The sequence below is a fragment of the uncultured Campylobacter sp. genome (genome assembly GCF_938017775.1).
In the GTDB taxonomy this organism is placed as follows: domain Bacteria; phylum Campylobacterota; class Campylobacteria; order Campylobacterales; family Campylobacteraceae; genus Campylobacter_B.
Genome location: NZ_CALIIU010000036.1, coordinates 17,680 through 44,603, shown reverse-complemented (window position 1 = coordinate 44,603; position 26,924 = coordinate 17,680). Strand labels below are relative to the sequence as shown.

23 protein-coding genes, 1 other RNA gene and 1 pseudogene are annotated in these 26,924 nt (G+C 45.9%); 18 read left to right on the top strand and 7 right to left on the bottom strand.

Annotated elements, in window-relative coordinates:
* The 4 genes and pseudogenes from Q0537_RS05470 to Q0537_RS05455 form a co-directional block, all read left to right on the top strand.
* Window positions 1–522: pseudogene (locus Q0537_RS05470) on the top strand (DNA gyrase subunit B); the annotation flags it as partial.
* Window positions 522–1,952: an EAL domain-containing protein gene (locus Q0537_RS05465; protein ID WP_299225761.1), complete on the top strand. Its 1,431-nt coding sequence runs from the start codon at window positions 522–524 to the stop codon at window positions 1,950–1,952. The pseudogene Q0537_RS05470 and the gene Q0537_RS05465, both read left to right, overlap by 1 nt.
* Window positions 1,952–2,332: a preQ(1) synthase gene (gene queF, locus Q0537_RS05460; protein WP_299225758.1), complete on the top strand. Its 381-nt coding sequence runs from the start codon at window positions 1,952–1,954 to the stop codon at window positions 2,330–2,332. Before Q0537_RS05465 ends, queF begins: the two co-directional genes overlap by 1 nt.
* Window positions 2,329–3,564 (top strand): HD domain-containing protein, encoded by a 1,236-nt coding sequence (locus Q0537_RS05455; protein WP_299225755.1) that lies wholly within the window; start codon window positions 2,329–2,331, stop codon window positions 3,562–3,564. Before queF ends, Q0537_RS05455 begins: the two co-directional genes overlap by 4 nt.
* Before the next feature lie 3 nt (window positions 3,565–3,567).
* On the opposite strand, the gene ffs is transcribed toward Q0537_RS05455, so the two are convergent.
* Window positions 3,568–3,665: signal recognition particle sRNA small type (gene ffs / locus Q0537_RS05450), an RNA gene on the bottom strand.
* Between the two features lie 47 nt (window positions 3,666–3,712).
* On the opposite strand from ffs, the gene Q0537_RS05445 reads away from it, so the two are divergent.
* The 3 genes from Q0537_RS05445 (at window position 3,713) to Q0537_RS05435 (ending at window position 6,699) form a co-directional block, all read left to right on the top strand.
* A complete protein-coding gene (locus tag Q0537_RS05445; RefSeq protein ID WP_299225752.1) occupies window positions 3,713–4,132 on the top strand; it encodes a hypothetical protein in 420 nt (139 codons plus the stop codon).
* A 64-nt stretch (window positions 4,133–4,196) separates the two neighbouring features.
* Entirely contained in the window at window positions 4,197–5,999 is a 1,803-nt protein-coding gene (gene typA, locus Q0537_RS05440; protein WP_299225749.1) for a translational GTPase TypA, read from the top strand.
* Window positions 6,000–6,111: 112 nt separating this feature from the next.
* A complete protein-coding gene (locus Q0537_RS05435; RefSeq protein ID WP_299086627.1) occupies window positions 6,112–6,699 on the top strand; it encodes an HAD-IB family hydrolase in 588 nt (195 codons plus the stop codon).
* Between the two features lie 452 nt (window positions 6,700–7,151).
* On the opposite strand, the gene Q0537_RS05430 is transcribed toward Q0537_RS05435, so the two are convergent.
* Together Q0537_RS05430 and Q0537_RS05425 are read right to left on the bottom strand one after the other, a co-directional pair.
* Window positions 7,152–7,964 carry a transporter substrate-binding domain-containing protein gene (locus Q0537_RS05430; RefSeq protein WP_297987633.1) on the bottom strand — a complete coding sequence of 271 codons (813 nt, stop codon included), beginning with the start codon at window positions 7,962–7,964 and terminating at the stop codon, window positions 7,152–7,154.
* 229 nt (window positions 7,965–8,193) lie between these two features.
* Window positions 8,194–8,997 carry a transporter substrate-binding domain-containing protein gene (locus Q0537_RS05425; RefSeq protein ID WP_298098411.1) on the bottom strand — a complete coding sequence of 268 codons (804 nt, stop codon included), beginning with the start codon at window positions 8,995–8,997 and terminating at the stop codon, window positions 8,194–8,196.
* A gap of 97 nt (window positions 8,998–9,094) precedes the next feature.
* Here Q0537_RS05425 and Q0537_RS05420 point away from each other — a divergent pair, with 97 nt between their 5' ends.
* Both Q0537_RS05420 and Q0537_RS05415 read left to right on the top strand, forming a co-directional pair.
* Complete coding sequence (locus Q0537_RS05420) at window positions 9,095–10,123, top strand: hypothetical protein (RefSeq protein WP_299225746.1); 1,029 nt, start codon at window positions 9,095–9,097, stop codon at window positions 10,121–10,123.
* Between the two features lie 297 nt (window positions 10,124–10,420).
* On the top strand, window positions 10,421–10,828 hold the full coding sequence (locus Q0537_RS05415; protein ID WP_299225743.1) for a DUF805 domain-containing protein: 408 nt from the start codon (window positions 10,421–10,423) through the stop codon (window positions 10,826–10,828).
* A gap of 132 nt (window positions 10,829–10,960) precedes the next feature.
* Here the strand turns inward: Q0537_RS05415 and Q0537_RS05410 are convergent, their stop codons facing one another.
* Window positions 10,961–11,542, bottom strand: coding sequence for a helix-turn-helix domain-containing protein (locus Q0537_RS05410; RefSeq protein ID WP_299225740.1), 582 nt, complete (start codon window positions 11,540–11,542; stop codon window positions 10,961–10,963).
* 127 nt (window positions 11,543–11,669) lie between these two features.
* Here Q0537_RS05410 and Q0537_RS05405 point away from each other — a divergent pair, with 127 nt between their 5' ends.
* The 3 genes from Q0537_RS05405 (at window position 11,670) to Q0537_RS05395 (ending at window position 15,685) form a co-directional block, all read left to right on the top strand.
* On the top strand, window positions 11,670–12,236 hold the full coding sequence (locus Q0537_RS05405; RefSeq protein ID WP_299225737.1) for a hypothetical protein: 567 nt from the start codon (window positions 11,670–11,672) through the stop codon (window positions 12,234–12,236).
* A gap of 13 nt (window positions 12,237–12,249) precedes the next feature.
* Window positions 12,250–14,697, top strand: coding sequence for a molybdopterin-dependent oxidoreductase (locus tag Q0537_RS05400; protein WP_299225734.1), 2,448 nt, complete (start codon window positions 12,250–12,252; stop codon window positions 14,695–14,697).
* Between the two features lie 271 nt (window positions 14,698–14,968).
* Complete coding sequence (locus Q0537_RS05395; RefSeq protein WP_299225731.1) at window positions 14,969–15,685, top strand: hypothetical protein; 717 nt, start codon at window positions 14,969–14,971, stop codon at window positions 15,683–15,685.
* A 272-nt stretch (window positions 15,686–15,957) separates the two neighbouring features.
* On the opposite strand, the gene tpx is transcribed toward Q0537_RS05395, so the two are convergent.
* On the bottom strand, window positions 15,958–16,482 hold the full coding sequence (tpx, locus tag Q0537_RS05390; RefSeq protein ID WP_297921832.1) for a thiol peroxidase: 525 nt from the start codon (window positions 16,480–16,482) through the stop codon (window positions 15,958–15,960).
* Window positions 16,483–16,571: 89 nt separating this feature from the next.
* Here tpx and Q0537_RS05385 point away from each other — a divergent pair, with 89 nt between their 5' ends.
* The 6 genes from Q0537_RS05385 (at window position 16,572) to Q0537_RS05360 (ending at window position 24,022) form a co-directional block, all read left to right on the top strand.
* Entirely contained in the window at window positions 16,572–18,020 is a 1,449-nt protein-coding gene (locus Q0537_RS05385) for a TM2 domain-containing protein (RefSeq protein ID WP_299225728.1), read from the top strand.
* Between the two features lie 60 nt (window positions 18,021–18,080).
* The gene (locus tag Q0537_RS05380) at window positions 18,081–18,524 is read left to right on the top strand and encodes a DUF805 domain-containing protein (protein ID WP_005872982.1); all 444 of its coding nucleotides are present in this window, start codon (window positions 18,081–18,083) and stop codon (window positions 18,522–18,524) included.
* A 216-nt stretch (window positions 18,525–18,740) separates the two neighbouring features.
* Window positions 18,741–19,253, top strand: a complete 513-nt coding sequence (gene hutX / locus Q0537_RS05375; RefSeq protein WP_299225725.1) for a heme utilization cystosolic carrier protein HutX — start codon at window positions 18,741–18,743, stop codon at window positions 19,251–19,253.
* A 1,027-nt stretch (window positions 19,254–20,280) separates the two neighbouring features.
* A complete protein-coding gene (locus tag Q0537_RS05370; protein WP_299225722.1) occupies window positions 20,281–20,880 on the top strand; it encodes a disulfide bond formation protein B in 600 nt (199 codons plus the stop codon).
* A 20-nt stretch (window positions 20,881–20,900) separates the two neighbouring features.
* Window positions 20,901–21,509 (top strand): cytochrome C, encoded by a 609-nt coding sequence (locus tag Q0537_RS05365; protein WP_299225719.1) that lies wholly within the window; start codon window positions 20,901–20,903, stop codon window positions 21,507–21,509.
* Window positions 21,506–24,022 (top strand): molybdopterin guanine dinucleotide-containing S/N-oxide reductase, encoded by a 2,517-nt coding sequence (locus tag Q0537_RS05360; protein ID WP_299225716.1) that lies wholly within the window; start codon window positions 21,506–21,508, stop codon window positions 24,020–24,022. Before Q0537_RS05365 ends, Q0537_RS05360 begins: the two co-directional genes overlap by 4 nt.
* Window positions 24,023–24,223: 201 nt before the next feature.
* Here the strand turns inward: Q0537_RS05360 and Q0537_RS05355 are convergent, their stop codons facing one another.
* Window positions 24,224–25,036, bottom strand: coding sequence for a hypothetical protein (locus Q0537_RS05355; protein ID WP_299225713.1), 813 nt, complete (start codon window positions 25,034–25,036; stop codon window positions 24,224–24,226).
* Window positions 25,037–25,487: 451 nt separating this feature from the next.
* Entirely contained in the window at window positions 25,488–26,915 is a 1,428-nt protein-coding gene (gene fumC, locus Q0537_RS05350) for a class II fumarate hydratase (RefSeq protein ID WP_299225710.1), read from the bottom strand.
* Window positions 26,916–26,924: the final 9 nt, after the last annotated feature.

Here is a 26,924-nt window from a genome sequence, read left to right as displayed (position 1 = left end):
AGATTTTTGATAGAAAACGACGAAGCGCGAAGCCTTGGATACGAGGAACTATTTAAAATTTTAAAACCGCGTCTGGAAAGCGAAGGATTTAATATATTAAATTCTTACGTAAATGATGGAGGCATTAGAATTTATGTCCAAACTCCGAGCGGCTTAGAACAGCTTGTGATAGATGAGAATTTATTTGGCAATTATATCTTTGAAGAGGCGATCAGAGTTTATTCAAAGATCAAAGAGCGAGATGTAAGCTTCGGTAAGGATTTTATTGAAATTTTAGATGAAATCGAAAAAAGCTCGAAAAAAGGCGCTTATATTCAGCGCTATAAAGGTCTTGGAGAGATGAATCCGGAGCAGCTTTGGGAAACAACTATGAGCCCTGAAAATAGAAGGCTTTTAAAAATTAGCATTGCAGACGCACAGAGTGCTAGCGATACCTTTAATCTTTTTATGGGTGATGAGGTCGAGCCGCGCCGAAACTACATCCAAGATCATGCCAAAGATGTTAAACACTTGGATATATAATGTCTGTTCTATTTAGTGAGACCAAAGAGCGCGAAAATCGCTTCATAACGGCACTTAAAATTTCGGTGCCGTTTACCTGCGTTTTGATTGTTTTTGGAATTATTTTGTTTCGAAACGGAGAGTTTAAATTTGATGACGTAATTTTGTTTTTGATACTTTTAATTTGTTATGTTTATTATGTCATCTATCAAATTTATTTTGGCTTTCAAAAAACGCTGATTGATCCCGTTACTCACGTATTCGTGCGCGAGGAGATCGAGAAAATTTTAAGCAACGATCTAGTCAAAAATCGTCAAATAAATATCGTTCTTTTGCGAATTAAAAATATCATCGACATAAACGATCGATACGGTTATAAAAACGGCGATGAAATTTTATATGAGTATTGTAAGGAACTTTCAAATTTTATGGCGGAGCAGGGTTTTAAGGACCTTCCGATCGGTCGCTTTATAAATGGCTACTTTGTATTCGGAGTGGAATCAAAAGCTACAAATTTAAGCCATATTTTGCGGATGTTTGAGCATAAAATTTCAAGTCAAACGATCAAAAATGTAGAGATAAAAAGCGAATTTACGATGCTTCCAAGCTCCTATGATCGCAATCTACATAATATCGTAAATGCGCTATTTTATAAGATCAATCACCTGGACGACGAAGAGCACGGCGAAAAGTCTATCGACGTCGAAAAGGTGCTAATCGACGTATTTTCCGCCGACGTTATGGAGGCGATAGATAGTGAAAATTTCAGTTTTAAATATCAGCGCGTCGCAGATAAAAACGGGGTAAAATCTCATATAAATTTAATTCCGAAGCTTGATCTAAGAAGCGGCGAAAAGATTACAAAAAGTAGAATTTTAGATATCTTGCTTCTAAATCATTACGATATTAAATACGATATTTCGATGATGAGACAAATTTCTAGGATTATCTATTTTAAAGATATCGACGCTAAAATTTTTATCGAGATCATGCCTCAGACGCTGCGAAATAACGAGTTTCGCAATGAAATTTTAAAACTCATTGATAATAACCTAATCGATCCGAAAAAGATTGTGTTTGAGTTTAACGAAAAGCTCATCTACCCGGAGATCAAGCGCTTTGACGAAATTTTAATTAAATTCCGCGAACTCGGATTTAGCTTCGCGCTGTCGCAGTTTGGCGGCTCAAACGCTAGCTTTGAGTATTTAAAGTTTCTAAACGTCGATTTTATCGTTTACGACATAGAATTTAATAAAAATTTAGACGATGAAAAGATTAAAAATATTTTTATAGGCATCAACGAAGCTTGCGCGAAATCGGGCGTTGAAACCGTGATGCGTTTCATCGACAAAGAGAAATTTCAAATGCAGCTTTATAAAATGGGCATCGATTATATTCAGGGATTTTGCGTTGAAAAGCCGAACGATATATCGAATTTAAGGAGATCATAGTGAGATACGGCGAAGAGGAAATTGAGAAATTTGACATCAAAAATTTAGAAGTTTGGCCCAATAAACAGGAGTGTGATTATTTGATAAAAATTACCCTACCCGAGTTTTGCTGCCGCTGCCCGCGCTCTGGCTATCCGGACTTTGCGACGATCTATTTGGAATATATCCCCGATAAGCTAGTAGTCGAACTTAAAGCGATTAAAATTTACATAAATTCCTTTATGGATCGCTACATCAGCCACGAGGATAGTATAAATGAAATTTACGGTGCGTTGCAAAGTAAGTTAAAGCCTAAATTTATGAAAATCAGGGGCGATTTTAATCCGCGCGGCAACGTCCACACGGTAATCGAAATAAACTCGGACCAAATTTACCGATGATAAGCTCAAATTTAGTCGAACAAATTTTTAAATCCGCAAGCATTAGCCGCTGGAACGATTACCCAAAGATGGTAAGTCTAGTCGAGCTCGACAAACAGGCGCATAAATTTATCATCGCTTATTTCATCGCTAGCTTTGAGTGCGACGTGGATATCAACTACGTCATCGAAGCGGGGATTTTCGAGTTTTTAGCGCGTATCGTAGTAACCGACATCCGTCCGGACGTCTTTCATCAGATCCAAAAAACCAAGAAAAAAAAGATCAACGAATGGGTTTTAAGCGTCCTCGAAAGCGATCTTTTGCCTATTCAAAACGGCGCGTTTTTCGAGCGATTTAAAAAATATCTAAATTCCAAGGATCATAAGAAAGAAGCCGTGATCTTAAAGGCGGCGAGCTACCTCTCTACGCGGTGGGAATTTAACATCGTCTATCAAACGAGCCAGTTTCTAAACGACATCGAAGAGCTAAAAGCCAAGGTGGAGGAGGAGCTCGAGGATTATTACGAGCTCATCGGCGTGCGAAAGATCGTGATGAATAAAAAGCTCGCCCGCATAGTCGATCTTAGCGGCAGACTTCGTTTTCAAAAGCGCTGGGCGCAGACGCCGCGCATCCCTGAGACATCGGTGCTTGGACACATGCTGGTAGTCGCGATCTTAAGCTACTTTTTCTCGCTTGAAGTGGGTGCGTGTCGCTCGCGCACGGTGTATAATTTTTTCTGCGCGCTATTTCACGATCTACCAGAAAGCCTCACTCGCGACATCATTAGCCCCGTAAAATACGGCGTTAAGGGTCTTAGCGACATCATTAGCGAATATGAGATGCGGCTAATAGACGATAAAATTTTACCATTCGTGCCGGAACATATGCGAGATGATTTCAGTTATATTTTGGGTATCCGTAAAGAGGGCAGTAAATTTATAAAAGACGAGTTTGAAAACCGCACCTTCGAGCTAGGCAAGGAGCCTAAATTTGCAGAGGGCAGCCTAAAGATGTTTAACGAAGATAAATTTCGCACAATCGACGGCAAAGCGCTTAAGTATTGTGATAAGCTAGCGGCATTTTTTGAGGCTGGAATTTCGATCAGTTACGGCGTAAAGAGCAAGGAGCTGCTTAGCGGGTATAATTCGATGTTAGAGTTTTTCAAAGCAAAGCCGAAAATTGAAGGCGTCGATTTTTATAGTGTTTGCGAGGATTTCAAAGAGCATTTCGGACTTAATAAGATCGATTTATAAAACCCCTTCCCAGATGGCTGCGGCACATGCGAGATCTAAGTGCTCTGCTGTATTCCTACCCTGAAGCGGTGCCTAAAAAAAGCATTGCACAGGTCTAAGAAAGGGCAATCGGGATTATATGGAAATGTTTCTTAAAGTAAGGTTATAAATGAATTTCAAGAATCATCTTTTATCCGTATTTCGCGAGGTTTTTATCCCTCATCATCGCTCTATCGAGTTTAGAGCCAAAATTTTTGCCGCTATGCTACTTGCCAAAAAGAAGCAGACCGACGAGGATTACGACGCGATCAAAGATATAGCGGGTGAAATTTATCCGGGTGATGAGCAGCGCATCGGCGTGCTGGTCTCCATCGTAAAAGAGTATATCTTAAAGGCGAAAACCTATAAAAGCTTAAATTTAGATTCGCTTTTAAAAGAGATCGACAGAGATATCAAAAATAACAAAAAATATATCAAAAAGATTGATTTTTCGCATCTACGCCGTTTAATCGGAGATGATGATGACGATGCGCTGATCCAACAGCGGGTTTATGAGTTTTTTGTCTGTGAAGTCAAAGAGTATTCGTAAATTTTGATCTTAAGAATTTTTTTAGTATAATCATCAGTTTTTGAAATTATAAACGGAGAGAAATTTGGAAAATATCAGAAATATCGCGGTTATCGCACACGTCGATCACGGCAAGACCACTATCGTAGATGAGCTTTTAAAACAGTCCGGCACCTTCGGTAATCACCAAGAAGTCGGCGAGCGCGTGATGGACAGCAACGACATAGAGCGCGAGCGCGGTATTACGATCCTATCCAAAAACACCGCCATCCACTACGGCGGCGTTAAAATCAACATCATCGACACTCCGGGTCACGCCGATTTCGGCGGTGAAGTCGAGCGCGTGCTAAAGATGGTGGACGGCGTACTCTTACTCGTCGATGCGCAAGAAGGCGTTATGCCGCAGACAAAATTTGTCGTGAAAAAGGCGCTATCTTTAGGGCTCAGACCTATCGTAGTCGTAAATAAAATCGACAAGCCCGCAGCCGATCCGGACCGCGTGGTAAATGAAATTTTTGATCTTTTCGTAGCGCTTGACGCAAACGACGAGCAGCTCGAGTTCCCCGTCATCTACGCCGCGGCCAAAAACGGCTATGCAAAATACGATCTAAACGACGAAAGCACCGATATGAAGCCTCTTTTTGAGACGATCATCTCTCACGTCCCTACTCCTAGCGGCAGCGATGATAATCCTTTGCAGCTGCAGGTTTTCACGCTCGATTACGATAACTACGTCGGTAAGATCGGCATCGCTAGGATTTTTAACGGCACGATAAACAAGAACCAAAGCGTTATGCTAGCCAAAGCAGACGGCACGCACATAAACGGCAGAATTTCAAAGCTCATCGGCTTTAACGGACTTGAGCGCGCTGACATTGATGCGGCGGGCACGGGCGACATCGTGGCGATCGCGGGCTTTGACGCGCTTGACGTAGGCGATAGCATCGTAGATCCCAATAATCCGGTCCCGCTTGATGCGCTGCATATCGAAGAGCCGACCCTTAGCGTAATTTTCAGCGTAAATGACGGACCGCTAGCCGGCACGGAGGGTAAATTCGTAACCTCAAATAAGATCGACGAGCGTTTGGAAGCGGAGATGAAAACCAACATCGCGATGCGCTATGAAAACGCGGGCGAGGGAAAATTTAAAGTAAGCGGCCGCGGCGAGCTGCAGATCACGATTTTGGCTGAAAATATGCGCCGCGAGGGTTTTGAGTTTTGCCTCGGGCGCCCGGAAGTCATCATTAAAGAGATCGACGGCATCAAATGCGAGCCTTTCGAGCATCTAGTCATCGATGCGCCCGATGATTGTACCGGTACAGTCATCGAAAAGCTCGGTCGCAAAAAGGCCGAGATGAAGGTGATGAATCCTACCGGCGACGGGCAGACGCGTATGGAGTTTGAGATCCCGGCGCGCGGTCTCATCGGCTTTCGCTCGCAGTTTTTGACCGATACTCGCGGCGAAGGGGTGATGAATCATAGCTTTTTGGAATTCCGCCCTTTCATCGGCGCGGTCGAGAAGCGACAAAACGGCGCGCTCGTGAGTATGGAAAACGGAGTGGCGCTAGGATACAGCCTGTGGAATCTGCAAGATCGCGGCGTGCTTTTTATCGCTCCGCAGGCGAAGGTCTATCTGGGTATGATCATCGGCGAGCACAGCCGTCCGAACGATCTGGACGTAAATCCGATCAAGGGTAAAAATTTAACCAACGTCCGCGCGAGCGGTAGCGACGATGCGATCAAACTCGTGCCGCCGCGTGCGCTAAATTTAGAGCGCGCGCTGGAGTGGATCGAGGAGGACGAGCTTGTGGAGGTTACGCCCGTAAATATCCGCGTGCGCAAGCGATACTTAGACCCTACGACGCGCAGACGAATGGCGAAAAAATAGAATTTTTAGATGAAATTTTAAAATTCGGCGTGAAATTTAGCTTTTAAATTTCACGCTTTTTTTATAGGCAAATTTTAAAATTTACGCTTCTGAAATTTTGCTAGGAGAGGCAATGAATCTTGTTTTATTCGACTTTGATGGCACGATCACGCGCGATGATTCGCTGCTCGAGTTCGTCGCCTACGTGGTCGGATTTAAGAAATTTTTTCGCGGGATTTTGGTGCTATCGCCCATTTTAGCGGCGTATAAGTTAGGTCTTGCGAGCAATAATTTTACGCGCAGAAAGCTCTTGGGCTACTTTTTTGCGGGCATGAGCGCCGATAAATTCGATAAAATTTGCAAAAAATACTCCACCACCCACATCGAAGATATCCTAAAACAAAGCGCGATGGACAAGATCGCAAGCTATAAAGCCGCGGGCGATAGGGTCGTCATCGTTACCGCCTCGCTCGAAGACTGGCTGCGTCCGTGGTGCGACGCTCAGGGCTTGGAGCTTTTAGGCACTAAAATACGGCGCAAAGGCGGCATCATCACGGGCGAGATCGAGGGGCAGAACTGCTACGGCGCGCAAAAGGTCGCTCGCGTGCGCGCGGCATATGACGTGAGCGCGTTTGATCGCGTTATCGCTTACGGCGACAGCAGGGGCGATCGCGAGATGCTAGAATTCGCCGACGAGGCGCATTACAAGGCGTTTGAATAAAATTTAACGGCTGAAAGCTTAAAGATAGTATCTGCGACGACCGCGCTTTTGCCGTGAGTCAGAATTTGCCTCACGCAGAATTTTATCCTTTTAAATTTATCTCGCTTATCTGCGGAATTCTACACCGCACGATAAATTTTATATTTTATCGCAGCGCAAAAGCCCTCAACTACGAAATTCTGTTGCAGCATGGGATTTTAAAATTCTCGGTGCGGGTAAAATTCTAAAATTCCGTCATACATAAAATTTTAAAATTCTATCATAGCGTGAAATTTTGCTCCGAATGGAATAGATGTTTTTAAACCGAGCGTAAGATAAAATTTTAAATTTTAGAATTTTACGAAATTTTGTAGCTACAAAAATTCCAAAATTTGCAGATCGTAAAATTTCACTCGCCGCGTGTGAGGCGGAATTTTAAAATTTCAAAATTCCGCGCCTTAGAATTCTAAGGTCTAAAGCATATTATAAATTCCGTCTAGCAGGAAGTATTTTTTATCCGCAGTGCCGCGGTAAAATGGCTCGAAAGTGTCCTCATAAGCCTTTTTGAAAAAGCCCTCTTTGCTTAGTTTGATTAGATCGGCATTGATGAAATCAAGCAGGCTTTGATTGCCTTTTTGCACGCCGACGCCTAAGAATTCCGCCGCGCCTAGGTTTTTAAACGGCACTTCGAGCGTATCGTCCACGACGGCATAGGCTAGGACGATGATGTTGTCATTGGCGTAGCCGTCGGCTCTGCCGTCCTTCATCATCGCATAGCACTCAGAAGTATTTTTGCAATAGACCAAATTGCTAAATTTCTCTTTACGCAAATAGCGCTCGGTCATTGAGCCGTTGGGATTTTTTTCGATTGAAATTCTCATATCGCGAACCTGTGCGAAGTCCTTCACTTGATCCTCTTTACGCGTTACGATGCCAAAATTTACCGATAGATACGGCAGCGAGAAATCCACCTGCTTCTTACGCTCTTGCGTAATCATAAAGGTGCCGATAACCATATCGACCTTGTTATTTTTCAAAAACGGGATTCTCTCGCCCGCGGTTACGGCTACGAACTGCACTTCACCCTTTTTATCGCCGAAAATATCTTTGGCGATCGAGCTAGCAAGCTCGATTTCAAAGCCCTCAAACTTGCCGTTATTAGACTCGCTTAGCGGCGGACGACCTTCGCGCACGCCCACTCTGATAACACCTGCCTGCCTGATTTCATCTAGTGTATTTGCAAAAATGCTAGCGCAAAATAAGGCTAAAATAAAAAGTAATCTCATAAAAAGCCCCCTACTTTTTAGTTTTAAAATAATTATAGCACTATATATTTTAGAGAAAATAAATGCAAGCGGTTTAAAATTCAATCACCGCACGTATTCAGGTTTGAAATTTAGGGGCGAAGTGGGGATTTAAAATTTCATGAATTTGAAAAATTTTAAATCCCAAGATTTATTCGTTATGCAAACTGCCTTCGATAAATTTTATATTTTAATTTCTAGCTCTACGCTTTTATAGTAAGTCATAAATTCCATCTAAAAGGAAGTATTTTTTATCCGCCGTACCGCGGTAAAAAGGCTCGAAAGTGTCCTGATAAGCCTTTTTGAAAAAGCCCTCTTTGCTTAGTTTGACAAGCTCTGCGTTGATAAAATCAAGTAGCTCCTTATTTCCTTTTTGCACGCCAATACCGATGAAATCTGGCTTGCCGAAGTTTTGAAACGGCACTTCGAGCGTATCGTCAACGACGGCGTAGGCTAGCACCGTGATATTTAGATTGATGTATCCGTCAGCTTTGCCGTCTCGGATCATCGCGTAGCATTCGCTTGTGCTTTTGCAGTAGCTTACGTTGCTAAATTTCTCTTTTTTGAGGTAATTATCTACGGTCGTGCCCTCTTCGGTTATGAGCCTCATATCGCGCAAACGCGATATATCTTTGATGGCATCCGCTTTGCGAGTTAGTACGCCGAGATTGGTCGAAAAATACGGCATCGAGAAGTCTACATGATTTTTGCGCGCCGAATCGATGACGAAGGTAGCTGCAACTATATCAACTTTATTATTGACTAGATACGAGACGCGATCGGCGGCGCTTAGAGAGACAAACTGCACTTCGCCTTGTTTAGCACCGAAAATCGCCTTTGCGATCGCATTGGCAAGCTCGATTTCAAAGCCTTCAAATTTACCACCGCTAATCTCGCTAAAAGGCGGTCTGCCGTCTCTGACGCCTACTCTAATGACGCCGCTATTTCTGATCTCTTGCAGCGTGTTTGCAAAAAGCCCCGCACAAAGCAAGATCAAAGTAAAAAGTAGTTTCATTTGCCGCTCCTTTGTTTAGGTTATTTATGGCTAATTCTAGCGAAATTAAAATCAAAAGGTGCTTTTTTAGGCTAAATTTATTTGTCATTTGCTTTTTATGAAATTTCAAGGCGCCATTAAATTTAGCCTTAGATTTGATATAATCGCGCAAAATTTAAGCGAGGGCGATATGAAAAATTCTATCTTTTTGTGGCTTTTACTTGCGGTCTGCACTTTCGGCGCTGCTAAGGATGATCCGAGAGTTTCTGCTTCACAGCAAGCAGAGTCAAATTTATCTCAGCCAAATTTTGAAATTTTTTACGATGAAAATGCTAGCGATGCGCAGATTGATGCGGGCTTGGACGCACTTTTAGCCTTCGCGGCGCAAAACAGGGGCAGGATCGACGAGGATTTCGGGGAGTTTAAAGATAGAATTTTCACTGCTTTCATTTTTAATCCGAAGGTGCTGCGAAATTCAAAATTTGACTTCGAGCGGATAGAAAAAATCCTTAAATTTAAACCAAATCTCAATTACGGCGGAGACGGCGGTTTTTTCTCGCCGCTAAAGCTCGCGATCTTTTTCGGCTCGAAATTTAGCGGCGAGACGGCAAAGCTTTATCACTTTGATAGCGCCGATGCGATGCGGCTTTTAGAGCTTTTGGTGCAAAACGGCGCGAACGCCAAGACTAGCGGGCTGCTGCGAGATGCCGCGGCAAGTGATAATTTCGAGGCATTTAAGTTTTTGATCGCAAACGGTGCGCGAGATACGAAAGACGTGGTCGGCTCGGTTGCGGGCAGCGAATTAATATTTTTAAGCGACAATAACGTTTCTATTCTCGGATATAGGGAGGCGCTGCCGCTTGCTGCGAGGGAGTTTGCCGCGGGAGCCAAATTTAAAGAATTCCGCGACGAGAGATTACGCTATTTGGACGAAATTTTAAAATTCCAAAGCTTTGCGAGCATTGATAAAAAGGAGATCGAAACGCTTATCAAAGTAGCTGTGGTGCTGGATGACGAGATGACGGCGGAGTTTTTGCTCGCTCACGGCCTTTGCAAGCAGAAGGAGCTTTGCGAGTTTCTAAAAGCGCAGGCAAAAACTTACGACGCTGCAAAAATTTCTAAAATTTTAAGCCGTCAAAAGGGCTAAATTTTAAAATTTGAGCAGCTACGGCGTGGCAAGCGGATAAAATCGCTATTATAGTTGCGCCAGTCGTAGCCACCCTACTTTGTCATTTAACGCGAGCGAAAAAGCAAAATCTGTTCCGCCTAACCTACCCTCCTCCGCTTATCAAACAGCTCGCTATTAAGTTCATTCGAGATAAATTTTAATGTATTTGCCAGACAGCGCGGTGGCGAAGGTAAATTTTAAAATTTAATCAATATAAAGGACAAATTTAAGTGCCATTGTTATATAATTTATCTTATTTTTAAAAAGGAGTTTGAGATGACTTTTATGGAGTCTATTCGCACTTGTCTCAAAGAGAATTATTGCAATTTTGAGGGGCGTGCGCCACGTTCAGAGTACTGGTGGTTTGCATTATTTGCGGCACTTTTAGGAATCGTAACGTTAGTATTGGACGGCTTTTTAGGCACCTATGCCGTTACGAGTTCCGGTAGAATGATCGGTTTCATTAACTCAATCTTTTTATTGGCAATACTTTTACCTTCTATCGCCGTAGCAGTAAGGCGTCTGCATGATACCGATAGAAGCGGCTGGTTTTATCTGTTAATTCTTGTCCCGATAATAGGCCCGATAGTATTGATCGTATTTTTTATCCAGCAAGGCACTAACGGAGGTAACCGCTTTGGAGACGATCCGTTGCGACCCGCAAGCAGAGGCTCGATTTTTTAAAGCGCCTGCATAGTCTTTGCAAATAGGCTAAATTTAGGGCTAATTCCATTTTGGTTTTAGCCCTTTTTTACGAGGCGGTTTCGCTCAAAATAGCCTTTTATATTTAAATTTAGATCCGCCGCGAGATTCAAACTACAAAATTTTAATCCTATTGCCCTTTAATTTCACGATCTTTTTGTCGTTTACGAGCTTCGTAATCGCCTGAGAGACGTTTTGTCTGGGTGCTCCGAGCAGGCTTGCCAGCGTCATTATATTAAAGGGAAGCTCCACGATCTTATCTGCGTTTGCGATGCGATTTAAAAAATTTAAAATCCGCGTCTGGATTTTTGCAAAGACGATCTCTTTGATCAAAATCCGCTGCGAGTAGATGTTTTTGATAAGCGCGTTTATGATCGAGCTTGCAAACTCGTCTCCAAGCAGCTCGAAAAGCTCCGAGATATTGATCTGCAGCGTCTCGCAGTAGCTTAAAATTTCAAGGCTCGTGTTCTTATCCAAGCAGACGTAGGCGCCGCTTTTTACGAAGCTAAAGATAAATTCCTTGCCGTTTTCGTAGCAGTTTAGCTTCGCTCTGCCGCGCAGCAGAATGATAAATTTAAACTTCTGCGCGTAGATCACGTCGCCGCGAGCGTAGCTCTCGCGTCTAAATTTAGCAATCCGCTCCTTACTTAAAAAGTCGAATTTCTCGCTGTAATCGTTATTTAGTCTATCTATCATAGCAGCTCTTTGCATAAAATTTCACGTAAATTTTACATAAAAAGGATAAATTCGTCGCAATCGCGACAAATTTAAATTTATCTTTGATTTATAATTCGCGTTAAAGACAACCTAGAAAGGATACTTTATGAGGAAAATTTTTATCTCATTTATCTGTGCGTGTTCGCTTTTCGGCGGAGAGGTAATCTCTAAAACCGCTACGATCTCGCAGGAGGGAAAAGCAATCGGCGAGGCTGAAATTTTAACACCGATCGAGGTGATATCCAGCGAAGGTGGCGTTACCAAGATTAAAATTAAAGGCGTCGTGAGCGAAAACTATCAGCTTCAAATACAAAAAAATATGAAAGAGGCTGAAATTTACGCGATTTTTACGAATGAAGCCGAAGCAAATTTTAAAAGGGGCAAAAAGCTCGAGGACGATTACGGCGAGATCTGGTATGAGGTCGAGGGGATTTACGAGGTTGGCTCGGATGCCGTAGCCAAGGACGCTAAGGCGCTTTATACGGAGGCAAAGACGAACTACGAGCAGATCTGCTCAGCGTGTCACCGCCTGCATGAGCCAAAGAGCTTCACGGCAAATCAGTGGCCTGCAAATTTACAAGAGATGATCAATGCAAACTACGTAGCGCTCGAGGGCGACGAGCTAAATTTGATCATAAAATATCTACAACACAACGCAAAAAAACCTGAATGATAAAGGAGATCAGATGAAAAGGCGAGACTTTTTAAAGGCAGGGATTTTAGGCGCAAGCGCAGCAAGTGCTAGCAGGATTGAGGGAGTAACGCAGACGATTTTTGATAACAAAAAGGTATTCGGCGCAAATAGATTCGGCACTTTTTGGCTAAATTTAAACTCGTCGCAGATCGTTTCGGTAAGCGATTTTGAAGGCGATAAATTTCCAAACACGATGAATTACAGCTTGCCCGATTCCGTGCAGAACGAAAACCGCGTGCTCTATCCGATGGTGCGCAAAAGCTATCTAAAGGCTAAAGGTGCAGCCAAAAGCGAACTGCGCGGCAAAGAGGAGTTCGTGCGCGTTAGCTGGGACGTAGCGCTTGATTTAGCGGCGAAGGCTTTGAAAGAAAATTTCGACAAATACGGCGCCGAGGCGATCTACGGCGAGTGCTACTGGTGGGGCGGTAGCGGCAAGATCGGCTGGGGACGCACCGTAGCGCACCGAATGCTTAAAATTTTAGGCGGCTACGTAGAGGAAAGCGGCGATTATTCGACCGGCGCGGGGCTCGTCATCATGCCTCACGTGCTGGGCTCAAGCGCCGTTTACGACGCGCCTACTACGTGGAAAGCGATCGTCAAAAACGCCAAAAACGTCGTATTTTGGGGCACCGATCCTGCGGTAACCAATCAAATTTCATCCATTCCGCCTACGCATGACGGCTACATAGGCATGCAAGAGCTTAAAAAATCGGGCATCAAAACCTACAGCGTAAACGTGATGAGAAACGATACCGCGCGTTACTTCGGCAGTGAAGATATCATTGTGCGCCCGAACACCGACACCGCGCTCATCATCGGTATGTGCCATTATCTGTTTACGAACAACCTCTACGACGAGGAATTTATCAAAAAATATACCGTTGGATTTAATAAATTTAAAGCGTATTTTCTAGGCGAGAGCGATAAAATCGTAAAGGACGCAGCTTGGGCGAGCAAAATTTGCGGGCTTAGCGAGGAGGCTATTGCGAAATTTGCTACAGCGCTTGCAAAGGAGCCGACTACGATCTTGATCGGTCGCGGTTTGCAGCGCGCAGATCACGGCGAGCAGCCTTTCTGGGCGCTAGTGGCGCTTAATGCGATGCTGGGATATATCGGCAAGGAGGGTCTCGGCTTTGAATTTAGCCTGGGCTACGGCTCTGCAGGCGCTACGAATAAAGTGGCTCCGATTTTAAAGGGACTTAGCACGCGCATAGATGAGAAATACGAAAACACGGGCTCTGCGCCTTGGAAAAGCGCGAAAAACATCACCATCCCGTCCTCTCGCAGCATAGAGGCGCTGGAGCATCCGGGCAAGCAGATCGATTATGACGGCACCAAGATCAAGCTGCCGCATATGAGAGTCGCCTATATGGCGTGCGGATCGATGTTTACGCGCCATCAAGACGTGAATAATATTGTTAGGCAGTGGCGTAAATTTGACACCGTCATCACCGCCGAGCCTTACTGGACGAGTACGGCGAAGCTTAGCGACATCGTGCTTCCCGTCGCGATCGAGGTCGAGCGCAACGACATCAACCAAACGGGCGCTACGGGCGAATATATAGTCGCTTACAGGTCTGCAATCGAGCCGATGGGCGAGAGTAGGAGCGACTTTTGGATCTGCGAGCAGATCTGCAAGCGCTGGGGATACGGCGAGGTCTTTAGCGAGGGCAAGGACGAGTTAGGCTGGATGAAGGAATTCTACGCCGATGCCGTAGAGCAAGCCAAAGGCCTAAATATAACGATGCCTAGCTTTGAGGAATTTTACGACAAAGGCTTCGTGCGCTTTGAAAAGGACGACGAGAGTAGCGCGCTATATACGCGTCTTGCGGCATTCCGCGAAAATCCCGCCAAAAATCGCCTCGGCACGCCGTCTGGTAAGATCGAGCTCTACTCGCCGGTAATCGCTAAGATGGGCTATGCCGACTGCCCGCCGATGCCTACTTGGATCGAGCCTAAGGAGTGGCTAGGCGATGCGAAAAAGACGGCGAAATATCCGATTCACATCGTAAGCCCGCACTCTCGCTACCGCTTGCACAGCCAGCTAAACAACTCAATCATCAGAAATTTCGCCGAGGTTAGCGGCAGAGAGCCGGTGCTTATCAATCCAAAAGACGCCGAAGCGCGCGGGCTTGCGAACGGCGACATCGTGCGCGTTTTCAACGATCGCGGCGAAATTTTAGCGGGCGTGCTAGTCACCGACATCGTGCCTGAGCGCGTCGCAGCGATCTGCGAGGGCGCGTGGTACGATCCCGAGGTTTGGGGCGAAAAGAGCCTCTGCCAGCACGGCTGCGTAAATGTGCTTACGTTTGATAAAGGCACGTCAAGTCTCGCGCAAAGCAACTCGGCCCACACCGTGCTTGCTCAAATCGAGAAATTTAAAGGCGAGATTAAGCCGATTACGGCATTTGGTAAGCCAAAAATCTTACAATCTTTATAGAATTTAACGCGTCGTCTTTTAAACGTCTTTGAATGAGCTAGAAAATTTCGCCCTGCGACAGGCTAATTGCCTAGTCTTGGGACGAAATTTTCGTCGCAACATTCAAATCCATCTTAAAATACTTCCGCTTGTCTTTTTACGCTCAAATTCGCAATTTGTTGAATTTGAGCGTAAATTTACTTTCTTTTGTATTCGTCAAATTCAAACGTAAATTTTGCGCGGATTAAAAACTCTGCTAAAGTTGGCTCAAATTTAACCCAAAGGCCGCGCCGTGCAAATCCCGAATTTGATCCGAAATTTTATCCGCAAACGCATCGTTCCAGAGTCCATTTTGCTGCCGTTTTTCTATCCTGACGAGGGCGAGTTTGAGAGTTTTCAGGAAGGATATAGGCTCGCTAGCCGCAAAACGAGCGAGGAGCTAGCAAACGACGCACCCGAGCAGTGGCGCAAGAGTTGGCGGGTCATCGCGCGTAACGGCATGGACGATCCGTTTTTCGTGGATTTTGCTCTTGGGGATGCCTCACCCGTTTACTTCGCCTATCACGGCGCGGGCTTTTGGGAGGCGATAAAGGTTGCGGACGACATCGTTAAATTTGAAGAAATTTTAACTGCACTTGCCGCGCTTGAGCCGCCTTGCTCTATTGAGCTGATCGCGTCGCTTGCTGATTTAAACAACGAATTTTACCGCGAGCTGGTGGACGACTACGCGCAGCAAGATGAAGCGCGCGAGGAGCCGGGATATAAATATTTCAGCGTTTTCATCGAGGATCTGGGCGCGGATAAGGTAAAAACGCTCGTGTTTTTAAAGAAATTTTTTGAAAACGAGAACTTTACGGCGACTAAAGAGAGGATGCAAAACCTGCCGCTTTGCGTATTTAGCGGCATAGAGGAGCTGGCACTACCGCTGCAGGACAAACTCGCCTCGCTCGGAGTTAAATTTTACGCGCGGGAGATCTCTTTTAGCGAATTTATCGCGCGAAGTAGTTAAGCGAGCAAATTTAAAATTTCAACTCCCGCTGCTGCTAAATTTAAAATTTAGCAGCAGGCGATCCTATATTTCGTGCTCGTTCGCTTGCTATCGCAGTGCGTTAATAGCTTTGCGTGCACCGAAGCGCAAATCAAAGCGTAAAATCAAAATGTAAAATTGAAGTTGATTTTAAGCGCCCTACTTCGTTTTTTACTTGCAGTAGGGCGAATTTGCTTAAAGTAGTGAACTAAAGCGAGGCTAAAATTATCCAAACCTTGGATCTATTATCTTGCTCAGTTAGAGCAGCTGTTGCGAGCGACGAGCTCTGCAAAATCTAGGGCTGCGTCGTAGTCAGGCTCAGAGGCTATGTCGCTTACGAGCTCTTTATAAACCACGACGCCTGCGGTATCTATGACGAAGATCGCTCTGGCGCTAAGACCTGCTAATGCACCGCTGGCGATTAGGGTGCCGTAGCGGCGGCAAAATTCCTTATCGCGGAAATCGCTTGCAACGCGTAGATTTTTGATTCCCTCAGTCGTACAAAACCTCCCCATCGCAAACGGTAAATCCATCGAAACGACGATTACTTCAGTATTAGGAAGCGATGCGGCGCGCTCGTTGAACTTACGTGCCTCCGTCGCGCAGACGGGCGTATCTAGCGACGGCACGGCGACGATGATTTGCACGTGCTTGCCGCTAGCGATCTCGATTTCGCTTAGATCCTGGGCTACTAAGCGCACTTGCGGCGCGCGATCGCCTAGATTTATCTCTTGCCCGCTTAACTCTACGGGCTTTCCTTGAAATGTTACTGTTGACATTTTTGTCCTTTGTTTTGAATTTGTAGCGGCGAATATACAAAAATTCCTTAAATTTCAGGTAAAATTGCTTTAAAAATCAAGGAGAGCAGATGGGCGAAGATATTTGGGGCAGCAGCAGCAATCCTGCGTCGCTAGCCAGTATAAGACGTAAAAGTGGCGAAGAAAAAAAGCCTCTGGACGAGAAACCACAGGAGCAATCTGAGAATTTAGATTTAGCGCAAGAAGAACTTGCGGCGGATGATACTAGCGAGCAAAATTCTACTTTTACAAAACAGAATTTCACACCACAGAATTCTGCGGAGCAAAATTTAGCTTTTGCAGCTCAAGGCTTGGATGAAGAAAATTCTATTTTGCGAGATTCTGCCGCGACAGGCTCTAGCGAGCAAGATTCTAACGCTAAAAGTTTGAATTCTACCGAGAATGCCGCAAACTCGCAGAATTTTACAGAGCAGAATTCCACTTGGCGAAATTCAGCTTCCTTAAATTCCGATAGAATTAGCTCTACGCAAAGCTCAGCTAGGGCTTACGATCTAAATAAGGCCTACGTATTTTATATGTTCCTCGGACCTTTTGGTGCGCATAGATTTTATCTTGGGCGTATAATCTCCGCGATTTTTCAGCTTTTAGGCGGCTTACCATTTCTCATCTGGCTTTTTTTAGCAGTGGTTACTGTCATGTGGACGAGTATAGAAGGTAAAGATCTGTTGGCGCTTATAAACTCGTCTCGTCCGGATTTGGGTGTGCAAGCATCAGACCTAAAAGATATAGAACAGGGCTTTTTTCATTTTATGGTTATTTTCTCGGTGCCTAATGTTTTGTTTTTAATTTGGCTTATTAGCGACTTTTTTAGGTTGCCTGATATGGTGCGAAAGCTAAATGTATCCGTAGGCGCGGGAGCAATCCTGTATGTTTATACGGATGACGCTAAAGAGCAGAGCGAAAATCTATCTACCGCCAAAACCACCCTTTACATAGCATTTGGGCTTGAGGCGTTAAATGCGGTAGGCAGATATATCAAGAATATAGATAAAGTGGGTGCGTTGGAGGGCGTCGGACTTATATCTATGATATGCCTAGCTGTAGGGTTATATTTTTTAGCGCGGGCAATACGCAGCACGGATCTGCTATCAAACGCCGTGTTAGTCGGGGTTTCCTCGGCTATAAGCGCAGTAAGCACTATATTTGTAGGATTTGAATTGTTTAAACCATCAGTTTTTATGATAAGCATTTATTACGTATGCACAGCGGTATATCTGATCTATCAGCTGCTAGTTAGTAAAGAGCTTTATGATTGTAGCGGAGAGAAAAACTATCTAAGAGCGTTTTATGTTATTGCAGCTACGGAGATAGTAACTCTAATCTTGATAGCGCTTGACTCGCAGCTTTTCGCTTTAGTATTTGCCATAGGGTGGTTAGCTTCGGTAATTCTAAATGTTTCGGCGGTTTATAGCACTAGAGAGGTTACCGCCTCAAAAGGCGGCTACAATCTAGCGAATCTGGCGTATCACGTAAGGCAGATGAACGGGCGGGAGTTTTAGGTATTTAAATTTAAGGGGCAATTAGTATAATCCTATATTATTTTAAAAAAGGAGTTTAAAATGACTTTTATGGAGTCCGTGCAAACTTGCGTCAAGCAAAAATACGCCGCATTTAGCGGGCGAGCATCAAGGTCGGAGTACTGGTGGTTTTTTCTATTTACCGTGCTTGGCGGGATCGTTTTGAGCTTAATAGATGGCGTTTTAGGCACTACGATAGGGTACAATCAAATAATAGCCGGCAAAATCGTCCATCAAGAAATCGGCATTATAGATGCGCTTTTTCAACTAGCTATGCTCGTGCCAGCTATCGCCGTATCAGTTAGGCGACTACATGACACCGATAGAAGCGGCTGGTTTTTTCTGCTTATTTTAACGCCGATCGTGGGTGCTTTTTTCGGCGATATCGGGCTTTTGGTATCATTTGTGGGTTGGATAGTGCTGCTTGTGTTTTTCGTGCAGCGCGGCGATAGCGGGTCCAATCGCTTCGGATACGATCCGCTATGATACAGCTCTAAACTTTGCGGAATTTTAGAATTCTAAAATTCCGTGCAGATAAAATTCTTTGTATTATCACTTAAAATTCTATGCATAAGCACTTTGCAGCGCTAAATTTTTCTTCAAATAAGCTTTTTAAATCCTCTTTAATTGATTGCCGTTATCTGTAACTTAGAATTTTTATATTATAATGGCTTTCAAAATTTTATTTACGAAAGGGTAAAAATGAAGGAAAAAATCGAGGCGCTGTTCGCGCAAAATCCTAAAATTTCGATCGCGCAGATCTGCAAGGAGCTGGGCGCGAAGGAGATCGATGTGCTGCTAAACCTGCCCGAGCGCTTCGGCAAGAGCGCGGGCGGCGATAAATTCTGCGAGGTCATTAGGGAGCTTGAGAGCTGGGGCGAGGTGCTTTTCGTAAAAAATACGCCGAGCTTCATCATCGAGTTTAAAACCAAGATCCCAAGCGGCAAGAGCGCGCGCGGATATTATAATTTCGGCATGGGCGCAAACGGCGATGAGGCGCATGGGCTGGGCATTTTGGGGGGTCATCTAAAGACGGATGAGATCGATAAGATCATCCTCGTGACGCAGACTTTCATGGGGATGCTCTCGAAATTCGTGGGTTTTTACGACAAGGCGGGCGAGAATATCTTTAAAATTTACGTCTCGCGCGATGAGAAAGGACAACTGCTAGCCGAGCAAGACGCGAAATTTGAGTCATTAAAAGCCGCGATTTAGCGCTTTGCATAAGATCGTTTTTGTGCGGCTTGCGTAAATTTACCCTTGTACGGGCATTTAGGCTTGATCTCGTCCTTTACGCGCGAGATCAAATCCGTAAAATTCTACTGCGAGATAACACTGCGTGCACTCCTACGCGCTCGCGCGCAAAATTGATCCGCGCCGCCGCCCTCTTTATCTCCCACCTATGCGTATTTATGGCTTTGATCTGCGGCGCAAATGGCCTCCTTTTCTCGCTGCCTTCATGCAGAATCGATCTTGTCGGTTTAATTTACCAAACCGACTTTAGCGCGCGGGAATAGTTTTTCGAATTTGACGTAGGGTCGCTCCTTTCTTCATTTCATCTTCAAGCATGCGCAGTATCTCGGGTGCAGAGAGTTTGAATTTTAAAAGGCTCGCGACGGGGCGATTAAACGGATAAAATTTAGTCGAAGGATTTATGCAGCCGCGTTTTTAACGGTCTCAAATTTTAAATTTTAGATTTGCTGCGCTGCGCCACCGTAAGGCGTAAATTTCGAGTACGGGCTGTTTTGATCGAGCGCAACTTCGGGCGATTACAATTTTAAGCGCGCATGATTTTAAAATTTGCGCCGCGCCGCTAGCTTTATTCTATCTTGTCGCGCCGGGTTCCGCTCTACCGCGCCTATCTTCTGCCGCATCTCGTCTTGTTTCGCTTGTGACGTCCCGCTTCGCGCCCCGTTCGTTTTTTAAAAAGCGGCGCGCGACCGAGAAAAAACCGCCCTACTTCGGATCAAAATTTTATTTTTCCTCAAAACAGATCCCGACAAAGATAAAATTTTATAAAATCTATCATTTTAATTTCATATCTCAAAAACTTTCCGCCGCCACGCAAGGAGCGTCAAATTTTAAAATTGAAATTTTATACGTTAAGCTTAAAGCTTATAAAACTCCGATATTTAGGGCAATGCAGACCTGAATTTTTATCTTTTATTGCTATAATTCCCTCATAAATTTAAATCTTAAGATTAAAAAGTATTCTTAAGAATTTTATAAGATGGAGGAGATCTTGAATAGATTGATTTTGAAGATTTACGCGTGGCAAAATACCGCTGCGCCGTGGTTTTGGCTCTTTGTGATAAGTGCAGGCTATCTTGCGGTATCGCATTTTTTCTTTCAGCGCTACCTTTTTATGTCGCCTACGCAGACGAGCACCCTCGTGCGTCTGGGCTTTGCCGTAGCGGGCGTGGGCGCGCTTATCGGCTTGCTGCTACCGTTTGGCTTCATAGCAAGACTCGTTGCTTACCTGCTCGGCTTTGCGGGCGCGATATACGGCTATCTACAAAGCTCCGCGCCGCACCCCGCCGCAGATACGGCAAATTGCCTCGCAGCGCCCGCGTTTCCTTTTGCGGCGCCGCTTGATAGCCTGCTGCCGGAGCTATTTCGCCCCGCAAGTTGCACGGGCACCCCGTCCTTCCCCGCAGGCACCGCGCTTAGCGAAGTGCAGAGCTTTTTCGGCGGATTTTACGGCGAGGGGTTCTATCTGGTGCCGAGCATTAAATTTGCAGACGCGGCGCAGTGCGCGCAAGTAGCGTTTGCGGCATTCGCGGCCGTTTTGGTCGTGATGTTTGCGAGCTTTTTATACGGCAGATTTACGAGAAGTTTTTAAAATTTTAAGAAAGGATAAGCATGAAGTTTTTAAATTCTATTGCGGCTGCGGCGGCTCTTGCGGCTACGATCGCAAGCTACGCTGGCGCCGAGGTCAAGGCGGGCGAGACGCTTTACGGCACGGTGTTAAAGCAGGTAAGCGTAAGCGGCGATTTGTCGCACAAGGACGGCAGGCTGCTGCCCACAAACGCCATAGAGGTTTTGGAGGTTAAGGACGGAGTAGTGAAATTTTCGCTCACCGGCTATCAAAATCCAAAGGCGCCCAACGTTATTTATTTCACGCCTAAAGCGCGCATAATCGCGGTGGCGTTTTCGAAGCAGGCTAAATTTCAAAGCGAGAGTTTGGGCGAAGAGGACGGCTTTAATAAGGTTAAAATAACCGCCTACACCGACGAGGGCGCGCTAAGCGGCGACGTGGATAAAATTTTCGCGGGAGCGAAGGAGAAATTCGAAGCCTCGTGTAGCGTCTGTCACGCTCTGCACCAGCCCGTCAGCTACGAAGCCAACAGATGGCCGGGCTACATCAAATCGATGCTTTCGCGCACGCCTATTAGCAAGGATGAGAGCTGGACGGTGGTGCAGTATCTGCAAAAGCACTCCAAGGACGTAAATTTAAAGGATATGAAATGAAAAGACGAAATTTTTTAAAGCTCGGCGCGGCGGTCTCGGCGCTTCCGCTCATTCCAAGCTCGATGCTTGCGGCGGATAAACTTACCGCGCTTAAGAAAAACGGCGAAATTTTAACCGCGGCGCGATGGGGAATTTTAAAAGCAAGCGTTAAAAACGGCAAGATCGTAAAATCCGCGCCGTGGAAGATCACCTCTAAAATCCCCAATACGCTTCAAAATACGATGGCGGATCTCGTTTATAACACGCGCGTCAAAGCGCCGATGGTGCGAAAATCTTACCTCGCCGATCCCGATAATCCAAAGCCTGAGCTTCGCGGGCTTGACGAATGGGTCGAGGTAAAATATGAAGACGCGATCAAACTCGTCGCGCGCGAGCTTAAAAAAACGCGCGAGCAAAAGGGCGCGAGCTCGGTGTTTGCGGGCAGCTACGGCTGGCAGAGCACGGGCAACGTGCATGTCTCAAGGACGCTGCTTCATAGATTTATGAACTTAAGCGGCGGCTTTACGGGCGTCACGGGCGATTACTCTACGGGCGCGGCGCAGGTCATAATGCCGCACGTAACGGGCTCAAATCAGGTTTATGAGCAGCAAACTTCATGGCCCGTGGTTCTTGAAAACTCCAAAGTCGTGGTCTTTTGGGGGCTCAATCCGATTTCTACGCTTCGCGTGGCGTGGACGAGTTCGGACGAGCAGGGTTTTAAGTATTTCGAGCAGCTAAAAAATAGCGACAAAGAGATCATCATCATCGATCCGATCAAAACCGTAAGCGGCAAGTATTTCGAGGACAAGGCGAAATGGATCACCCCTCGCCCGAACACCGACGTAGCGATGATGCTAGGCATGGCGCAGCACCTCTACTCGCAGGGCAAGTACGATAAGGAATTTTTACAAAACTACACCGTGGGCTTTGAAAAATTCGTACCGTACCTCACGGGGCAGAGCGACGGCGTGGCTAAGACGCCGGAGTGGGCTAGTGAAATTTGCGGCATTAGCGCGGACGTGATCAAAGAGCTTGCGATAAAATTTTACGAAAACCGCACGATGATAATGGCGGGTTGGGGTATCCAGCGCGCTCATCACGGCGAGCAGGCGCACTGGATGATCGTAACTTTGTGCGCGATGCTAGGGCAGATCGGACTTGCCGGAGGAGGCTTCGGTTTTAGCTACCACTACGCTAACGGCGGCGCGCCTACCTGCGCGGGCGGCGTGATCGGCGGAATGAACGCGGCTAGCGTCGGCGTCGTTAAGGACGGCAAATTCCTAGGGCTTGCGCAGGATCAAAAGCAAGGCGGCGAAGCAGCCCAAGCGTGGCTGGTAAATACGGCGAAGGTTGCCTTTCCTCTAGCTCGTATCGCGGACGCGCTACTAAATCCGGGCAAGACGATCGACGCGAACGGTGCAAAGATCACCTATCCGAAGATCGATTTTATCTACTGGGTCGGCGGAAATCCGATCGTGCACCATCAAGATACCAACACCAACATAAAGGCTTGGCGCAAGCCGCGCACCATCGTAGTGAATGAAATTTACTGGACGCCTACTGCGAAGATGGCGGACATCGTGTTCCCGACCACGACGGAGTATGAGCGTAACGACATTACGATGAGCGGAGATTACTCCAATATGCATATCATCCCGATGAAGCAGGTCGTCGCTAAGCAGCACGGCGCGAAGGACGATTATCAAATTTTTACTGACCTTTGCAAGGCTTACGCGGACGGACTTGCCGAAGTATATACGGACGGTGGCAAAACGGAGATGGATTGGATCAAAGAATTTTACGAAGGAGCGGCAAGCGCTGTGAATGCAAACACCGCTTTGGGCATACAGATGCCGAGCTTTGAGCAGTGGTGGGAGAAAAACGAGCCGACGGAATTTTACGAAACGCCAGAGAGTGCTGCGTACGTGAGCTTTGAGGATTTTAGAAATGATCCCGTTTTGGAGGCTTTGGGAACGCCTAGCGGGCTGATTGAAATTTACTCCGATACGATCGCTGCGATGAACTACAAAGACTGCGGCGCACATCCGATGTGGTTTGAGCCCGTCGAGTGGCTCGGGATGAAGGATAAGCCTGCGAAATTTCACCTGCTTAGCATCCATCCGTATGACCGCTTGCATTCGCAGCAGAGCAACACCTCAAATCGCAAGAGATACGCCGTCGCGGATCGAGAGCCAGTGTTAATAAATACCGAGGACGCTAAGGAGCTTGGCATCAAACAGGGCGATCTGGTGCGCGTGTTTAACGCTCGCGGCGAAATTTTAGCGGGAGCCAACGTAAGCGACGACATAATGCGCGGCGTGGTGCAGATCTTCGAAGGTGCGTGGTATGATCCTAACGCCGAGGGGCTTTGCAAAAACGGAAATCCGAACGTGCTTACGATCGATCTGCCTACGAGCGAGCTTGCCAACGGCAACATCTCCCACACGGCGCTAGTAAATATCGAGCTTTATAAACACAAGGCGGGCGAGGATATCAAACTAACCGCATTTATGCCGCCTAAAGGGGCGAAGTAGGGATTGGGAGCGGTCTGGGGTTTTAGGGCGAGACTCTATCCCCAGATCGTCGAGGATTTGCTGCGACGACGGGTCAGATCGATTTGGCCTGCCGCAGCTTTGCGGCTGTAATGAGCGGAGCTAGCGAGCGGTATTTGTCTCGCTGCCTCACTCTGCCCTATTCGCTTGTGAAATTTAACGGCTCGTGCTCAGGCTAGAATTTCAATCCAAACTAAAAAACCGCCTAAGCTTCCATTTAAAATTTTTCTTCGGAATTTGTGTATCGCTAAAATCGTCGCTCCAAATTTCGTTTTTATCGGTGAAATAGCCGCTATTTTGAGCCTGCGGTATAAAGTCGGTCCGATCTTCTATTTTTACGTTTAGCGCCTTGAAATATTGCAGCAGCTCATAATACTCTTTTGTAGATACGGCATTTATTAAAAAGTAATTTCTGTTGTTAAATTTAACGACAAAATTTCTTTTTAACAGCCAAAGGGGCTCCGAGCTCTTTTTGAGCTTGTAAATTTTATACGGCAGAGCAAATATTAAATATAGCATTAGATGCTTTATATAAAGAGCAAGTTTGCCTATATGAACGCCTATGCTTGAATATCTATACAACTCATACGAGCTTAAATAATGGAACCTGCCGTAAGAGTTTTCTAGTTCGCATACTACGCAGAAATGAACACTAGATATATTTGCGGACGGATCGGGGGCTATTTTGGTTTCGGAAATTATGCTATCTTTCATATCTATATTTTCGACGTAGCGGATCAGGCTGTTTGAAAAATAAAAATAGCTCGGATTTTTAGAAAAATTTTGCTCCGCCGAAATTCTTAGCCGTATGAAAGAATATGTCACAAAAATTAAAGAAACGATACCGAAAGCGCTAAATTTCCCCGTAGTGCCAGTCATAATCAGATCATAACCCAAAAGCGAAAAACCCAATATGCAAGTAAATATGCTCCAGGAAAATACATGATAGACGGTGTAATCGTTTATGATCAATGGCTCCTTATCATAGTCCCTCATAAAATCCTCGTTTTGTAAATTTTGGCGCATTTTATCGTTTGGGTGCTTACGAAGCATTTAAAATTTTATCTTAGCGGCGGTTTCGATGTGTATTTGGCGGGGCGCGAAATGACGGATAGAAATTTAAAGGCAAAAGGCGGCTTTAGCCTCGGTAATCTCGCCATTTTGCGAACCGCAAAAGCTGCATTATCGAAGCAAATTTAATCCGCAAATTTCGCTCTCAAATTTACGGATCTTAAAGAAGGCTCGGCAAAATTGCTTTAAAGTAAACTCGGCAAAACCGTGCAAGGCAAGCTTTACGAAATCACTCAAGGCGAGCATGTCACGCAAAACAATCAAATTTCGTCGAAACAATCAAAATTTATCGAAACGATAAAATTTTGCCGAAACGCCCTAATCTCGCCGAATTCCGCCGAGCGAACCCTGCCGAGCCCAAAAGCAAGGCGCCAGTTTATTCCTTCGGCGCGATCATATCCTCAGGCACCACCCACGCGTCAAATTCCTCGGCGGTTAATATGCCCGATTTTATCGCCTCTTCGCGTAGCGTCGTGCCGTTGTGGTGCGCCGTTTTGGCGATTTTGGCGGCATTTGCATAGCCGATATACGGATTTAGCGCGGTTACTAGCATTAGGCTCTCGTGAAGTAGCTTGTCGATTTTTGCTGCATTTGCCGTGATACCGCACGCGCAGTGTTTCTCAAAGCTTAGCATCGCGTCGCTTAATAGACGAATGCTTTGGATGAGGTTGTAGGTAAGCACCGGCTTAAAGACGTTTAGCTCGAAGTTGCCCTGGCTTGCAGCGACGGAAATCGCGACGTGGTTGCCCATCACCTGCGCCGCTACCATCGTGACGGCTTCGCACTGCGTCGGATTTACCTTGCCCGGCATTATCGAGCTTCCCGGCTCATTTTCGGGGATATTTATCTCGCCGATACCACATCTTGGCCCGCTTGCTAACCAGCGCACGTCGTTTGCGATTTTCATCAAATTTGCCGCCAAGCCGTTTAGCGCGCCACTTAAAAATACCTCGGCGTCGTGGCTGGTTAGGCCGTGAAATTTATTCGGATGGGATTTAAATTTAAATGCCGTGCCTGTTAGCGCGTTTAGCTCGTCGCTTACCATTTGGCTAAATTTCGGGTGCGAGTTTAGCCCTGTGCCCACCGCCGTGCCGCCGATAGCAAGCTCCTCTAAAAACGGCATAGTAGCGAGGATCTGCGCCTTGCTCGCCTTTAGCATATGCGCGTAGCCGCTAAATTCCTGCCCGAGTGTGAGCGGAGTAGCGTCTTGCAGGTGAGTGCGGCCGATCTTTACGATCCCCGCAAACTCGGCGGTCTTTTTATCCAGCGTCGCTTCAAGTTTTTCTATCGCTGGTAGCAGCTTTTTTTGAAGCTCTAACACAAAGGCTATTCGCATCGCCGTCGGATAAGTGTCGTTTGAGCTCTGGCCCTTATTTACGTGGTCGTTTGGATGCACGAATTTTGCATCTTTGACGTCCAGCGCCGCTTTGTCGCGGAAATTTAACCCCAAAATCTCCATCGCGCGGTTTGAGACGACCTCGTTTAAATTCATATTCGACTGCGTGCCCGAGCCCGTCTGCCACACGACTAGAGGGAAATTTCCGTCCAGTTTGCCGTTTAAAATTTCATCGCACGCCTGCGCTATCGCCTCGGTGCGAGGCTCGTCTAGGCGGCCTAGCTTACGATTAACAAGCGCGCACGCCTTTTTTAGATAGGCAAAGCCCTCTATGACCTCTTTTGGCATCGTCTCTAGCCCTACGCCGATCTCGAAGTTATCGTGGCTGCGCTGTGTCTGCGCACCCCAATATTTATCATTTGGTACCTTTACCTCGCCCATCGTGTCTTTTTCGATACGAAATTCCATAACTAATCC

What these genes read in the sequence shown, in the direction of transcription:
- Q0537_RS05465 (WP_299225761.1), top strand. Translation starts at nt 522, where the DNA reads ATGTCTGTTCTATTTAGTGAGACCAAAGAGCGCGAAAATCGCTTCATA.
- Q0537_RS05455 (WP_299225755.1), top strand. Translation starts at nt 2,329, where the DNA reads ATGATAAGCTCAAATTTAGTCGAACAAATTTTTAAATCCGCAAGCATT.
- Q0537_RS05445 (WP_299225752.1), top strand. Translation starts at nt 3,713, where the DNA reads ATGAATTTCAAGAATCATCTTTTATCCGTATTTCGCGAGGTTTTTATC.
- Q0537_RS05435 (WP_299086627.1), top strand. Translation starts at nt 6,112, where the DNA reads ATGAATCTTGTTTTATTCGACTTTGATGGCACGATCACGCGCGATGAT.
- Q0537_RS05430 (WP_297987633.1), bottom strand. Translation starts at nt 7,964, where the DNA reads ATGAGATTACTTTTTATTTTAGCCTTATTTTGCGCTAGCATTTTTGCA.
- Q0537_RS05425 (WP_298098411.1), bottom strand. Translation starts at nt 8,997, where the DNA reads ATGAAACTACTTTTTACTTTGATCTTGCTTTGTGCGGGGCTTTTTGCA.
- Q0537_RS05420 (WP_299225746.1), top strand. Translation starts at nt 9,095, where the DNA reads ATGAAATTTCAAGGCGCCATTAAATTTAGCCTTAGATTTGATATAATC.
- Q0537_RS05415 (WP_299225743.1), top strand. Translation starts at nt 10,421, where the DNA reads ATGACTTTTATGGAGTCTATTCGCACTTGTCTCAAAGAGAATTATTGC.
- Q0537_RS05410 (WP_299225740.1), bottom strand. Translation starts at nt 11,542, where the DNA reads ATGATAGATAGACTAAATAACGATTACAGCGAGAAATTCGACTTTTTA.
- Q0537_RS05405 (WP_299225737.1), top strand. Translation starts at nt 11,670, where the DNA reads ATGAGGAAAATTTTTATCTCATTTATCTGTGCGTGTTCGCTTTTCGGC.
- Q0537_RS05400 (WP_299225734.1), top strand. Translation starts at nt 12,250, where the DNA reads ATGAAAAGGCGAGACTTTTTAAAGGCAGGGATTTTAGGCGCAAGCGCA.
- tpx (WP_297921832.1), bottom strand. Translation starts at nt 16,482, where the DNA reads ATGTCAACAGTAACATTTCAAGGAAAGCCCGTAGAGTTAAGCGGGCAA.
- Q0537_RS05385 (WP_299225728.1), top strand. Translation starts at nt 16,572, where the DNA reads ATGGGCGAAGATATTTGGGGCAGCAGCAGCAATCCTGCGTCGCTAGCC.
- Q0537_RS05380 (WP_005872982.1), top strand. Translation starts at nt 18,081, where the DNA reads ATGACTTTTATGGAGTCCGTGCAAACTTGCGTCAAGCAAAAATACGCC.
- hutX (WP_299225725.1), top strand. Translation starts at nt 18,741, where the DNA reads ATGAAGGAAAAAATCGAGGCGCTGTTCGCGCAAAATCCTAAAATTTCG.
- Q0537_RS05365 (WP_299225719.1), top strand. Translation starts at nt 20,901, where the DNA reads ATGAAGTTTTTAAATTCTATTGCGGCTGCGGCGGCTCTTGCGGCTACG.
- Q0537_RS05360 (WP_299225716.1), top strand. Translation starts at nt 21,506, where the DNA reads ATGAAAAGACGAAATTTTTTAAAGCTCGGCGCGGCGGTCTCGGCGCTT.
- Q0537_RS05355 (WP_299225713.1), bottom strand. Translation starts at nt 25,036, where the DNA reads ATGAGGGACTATGATAAGGAGCCATTGATCATAAACGATTACACCGTC.
- fumC (WP_299225710.1), bottom strand. Translation starts at nt 26,915, where the DNA reads ATGGAATTTCGTATCGAAAAAGACACGATGGGCGAGGTAAAGGTACCA.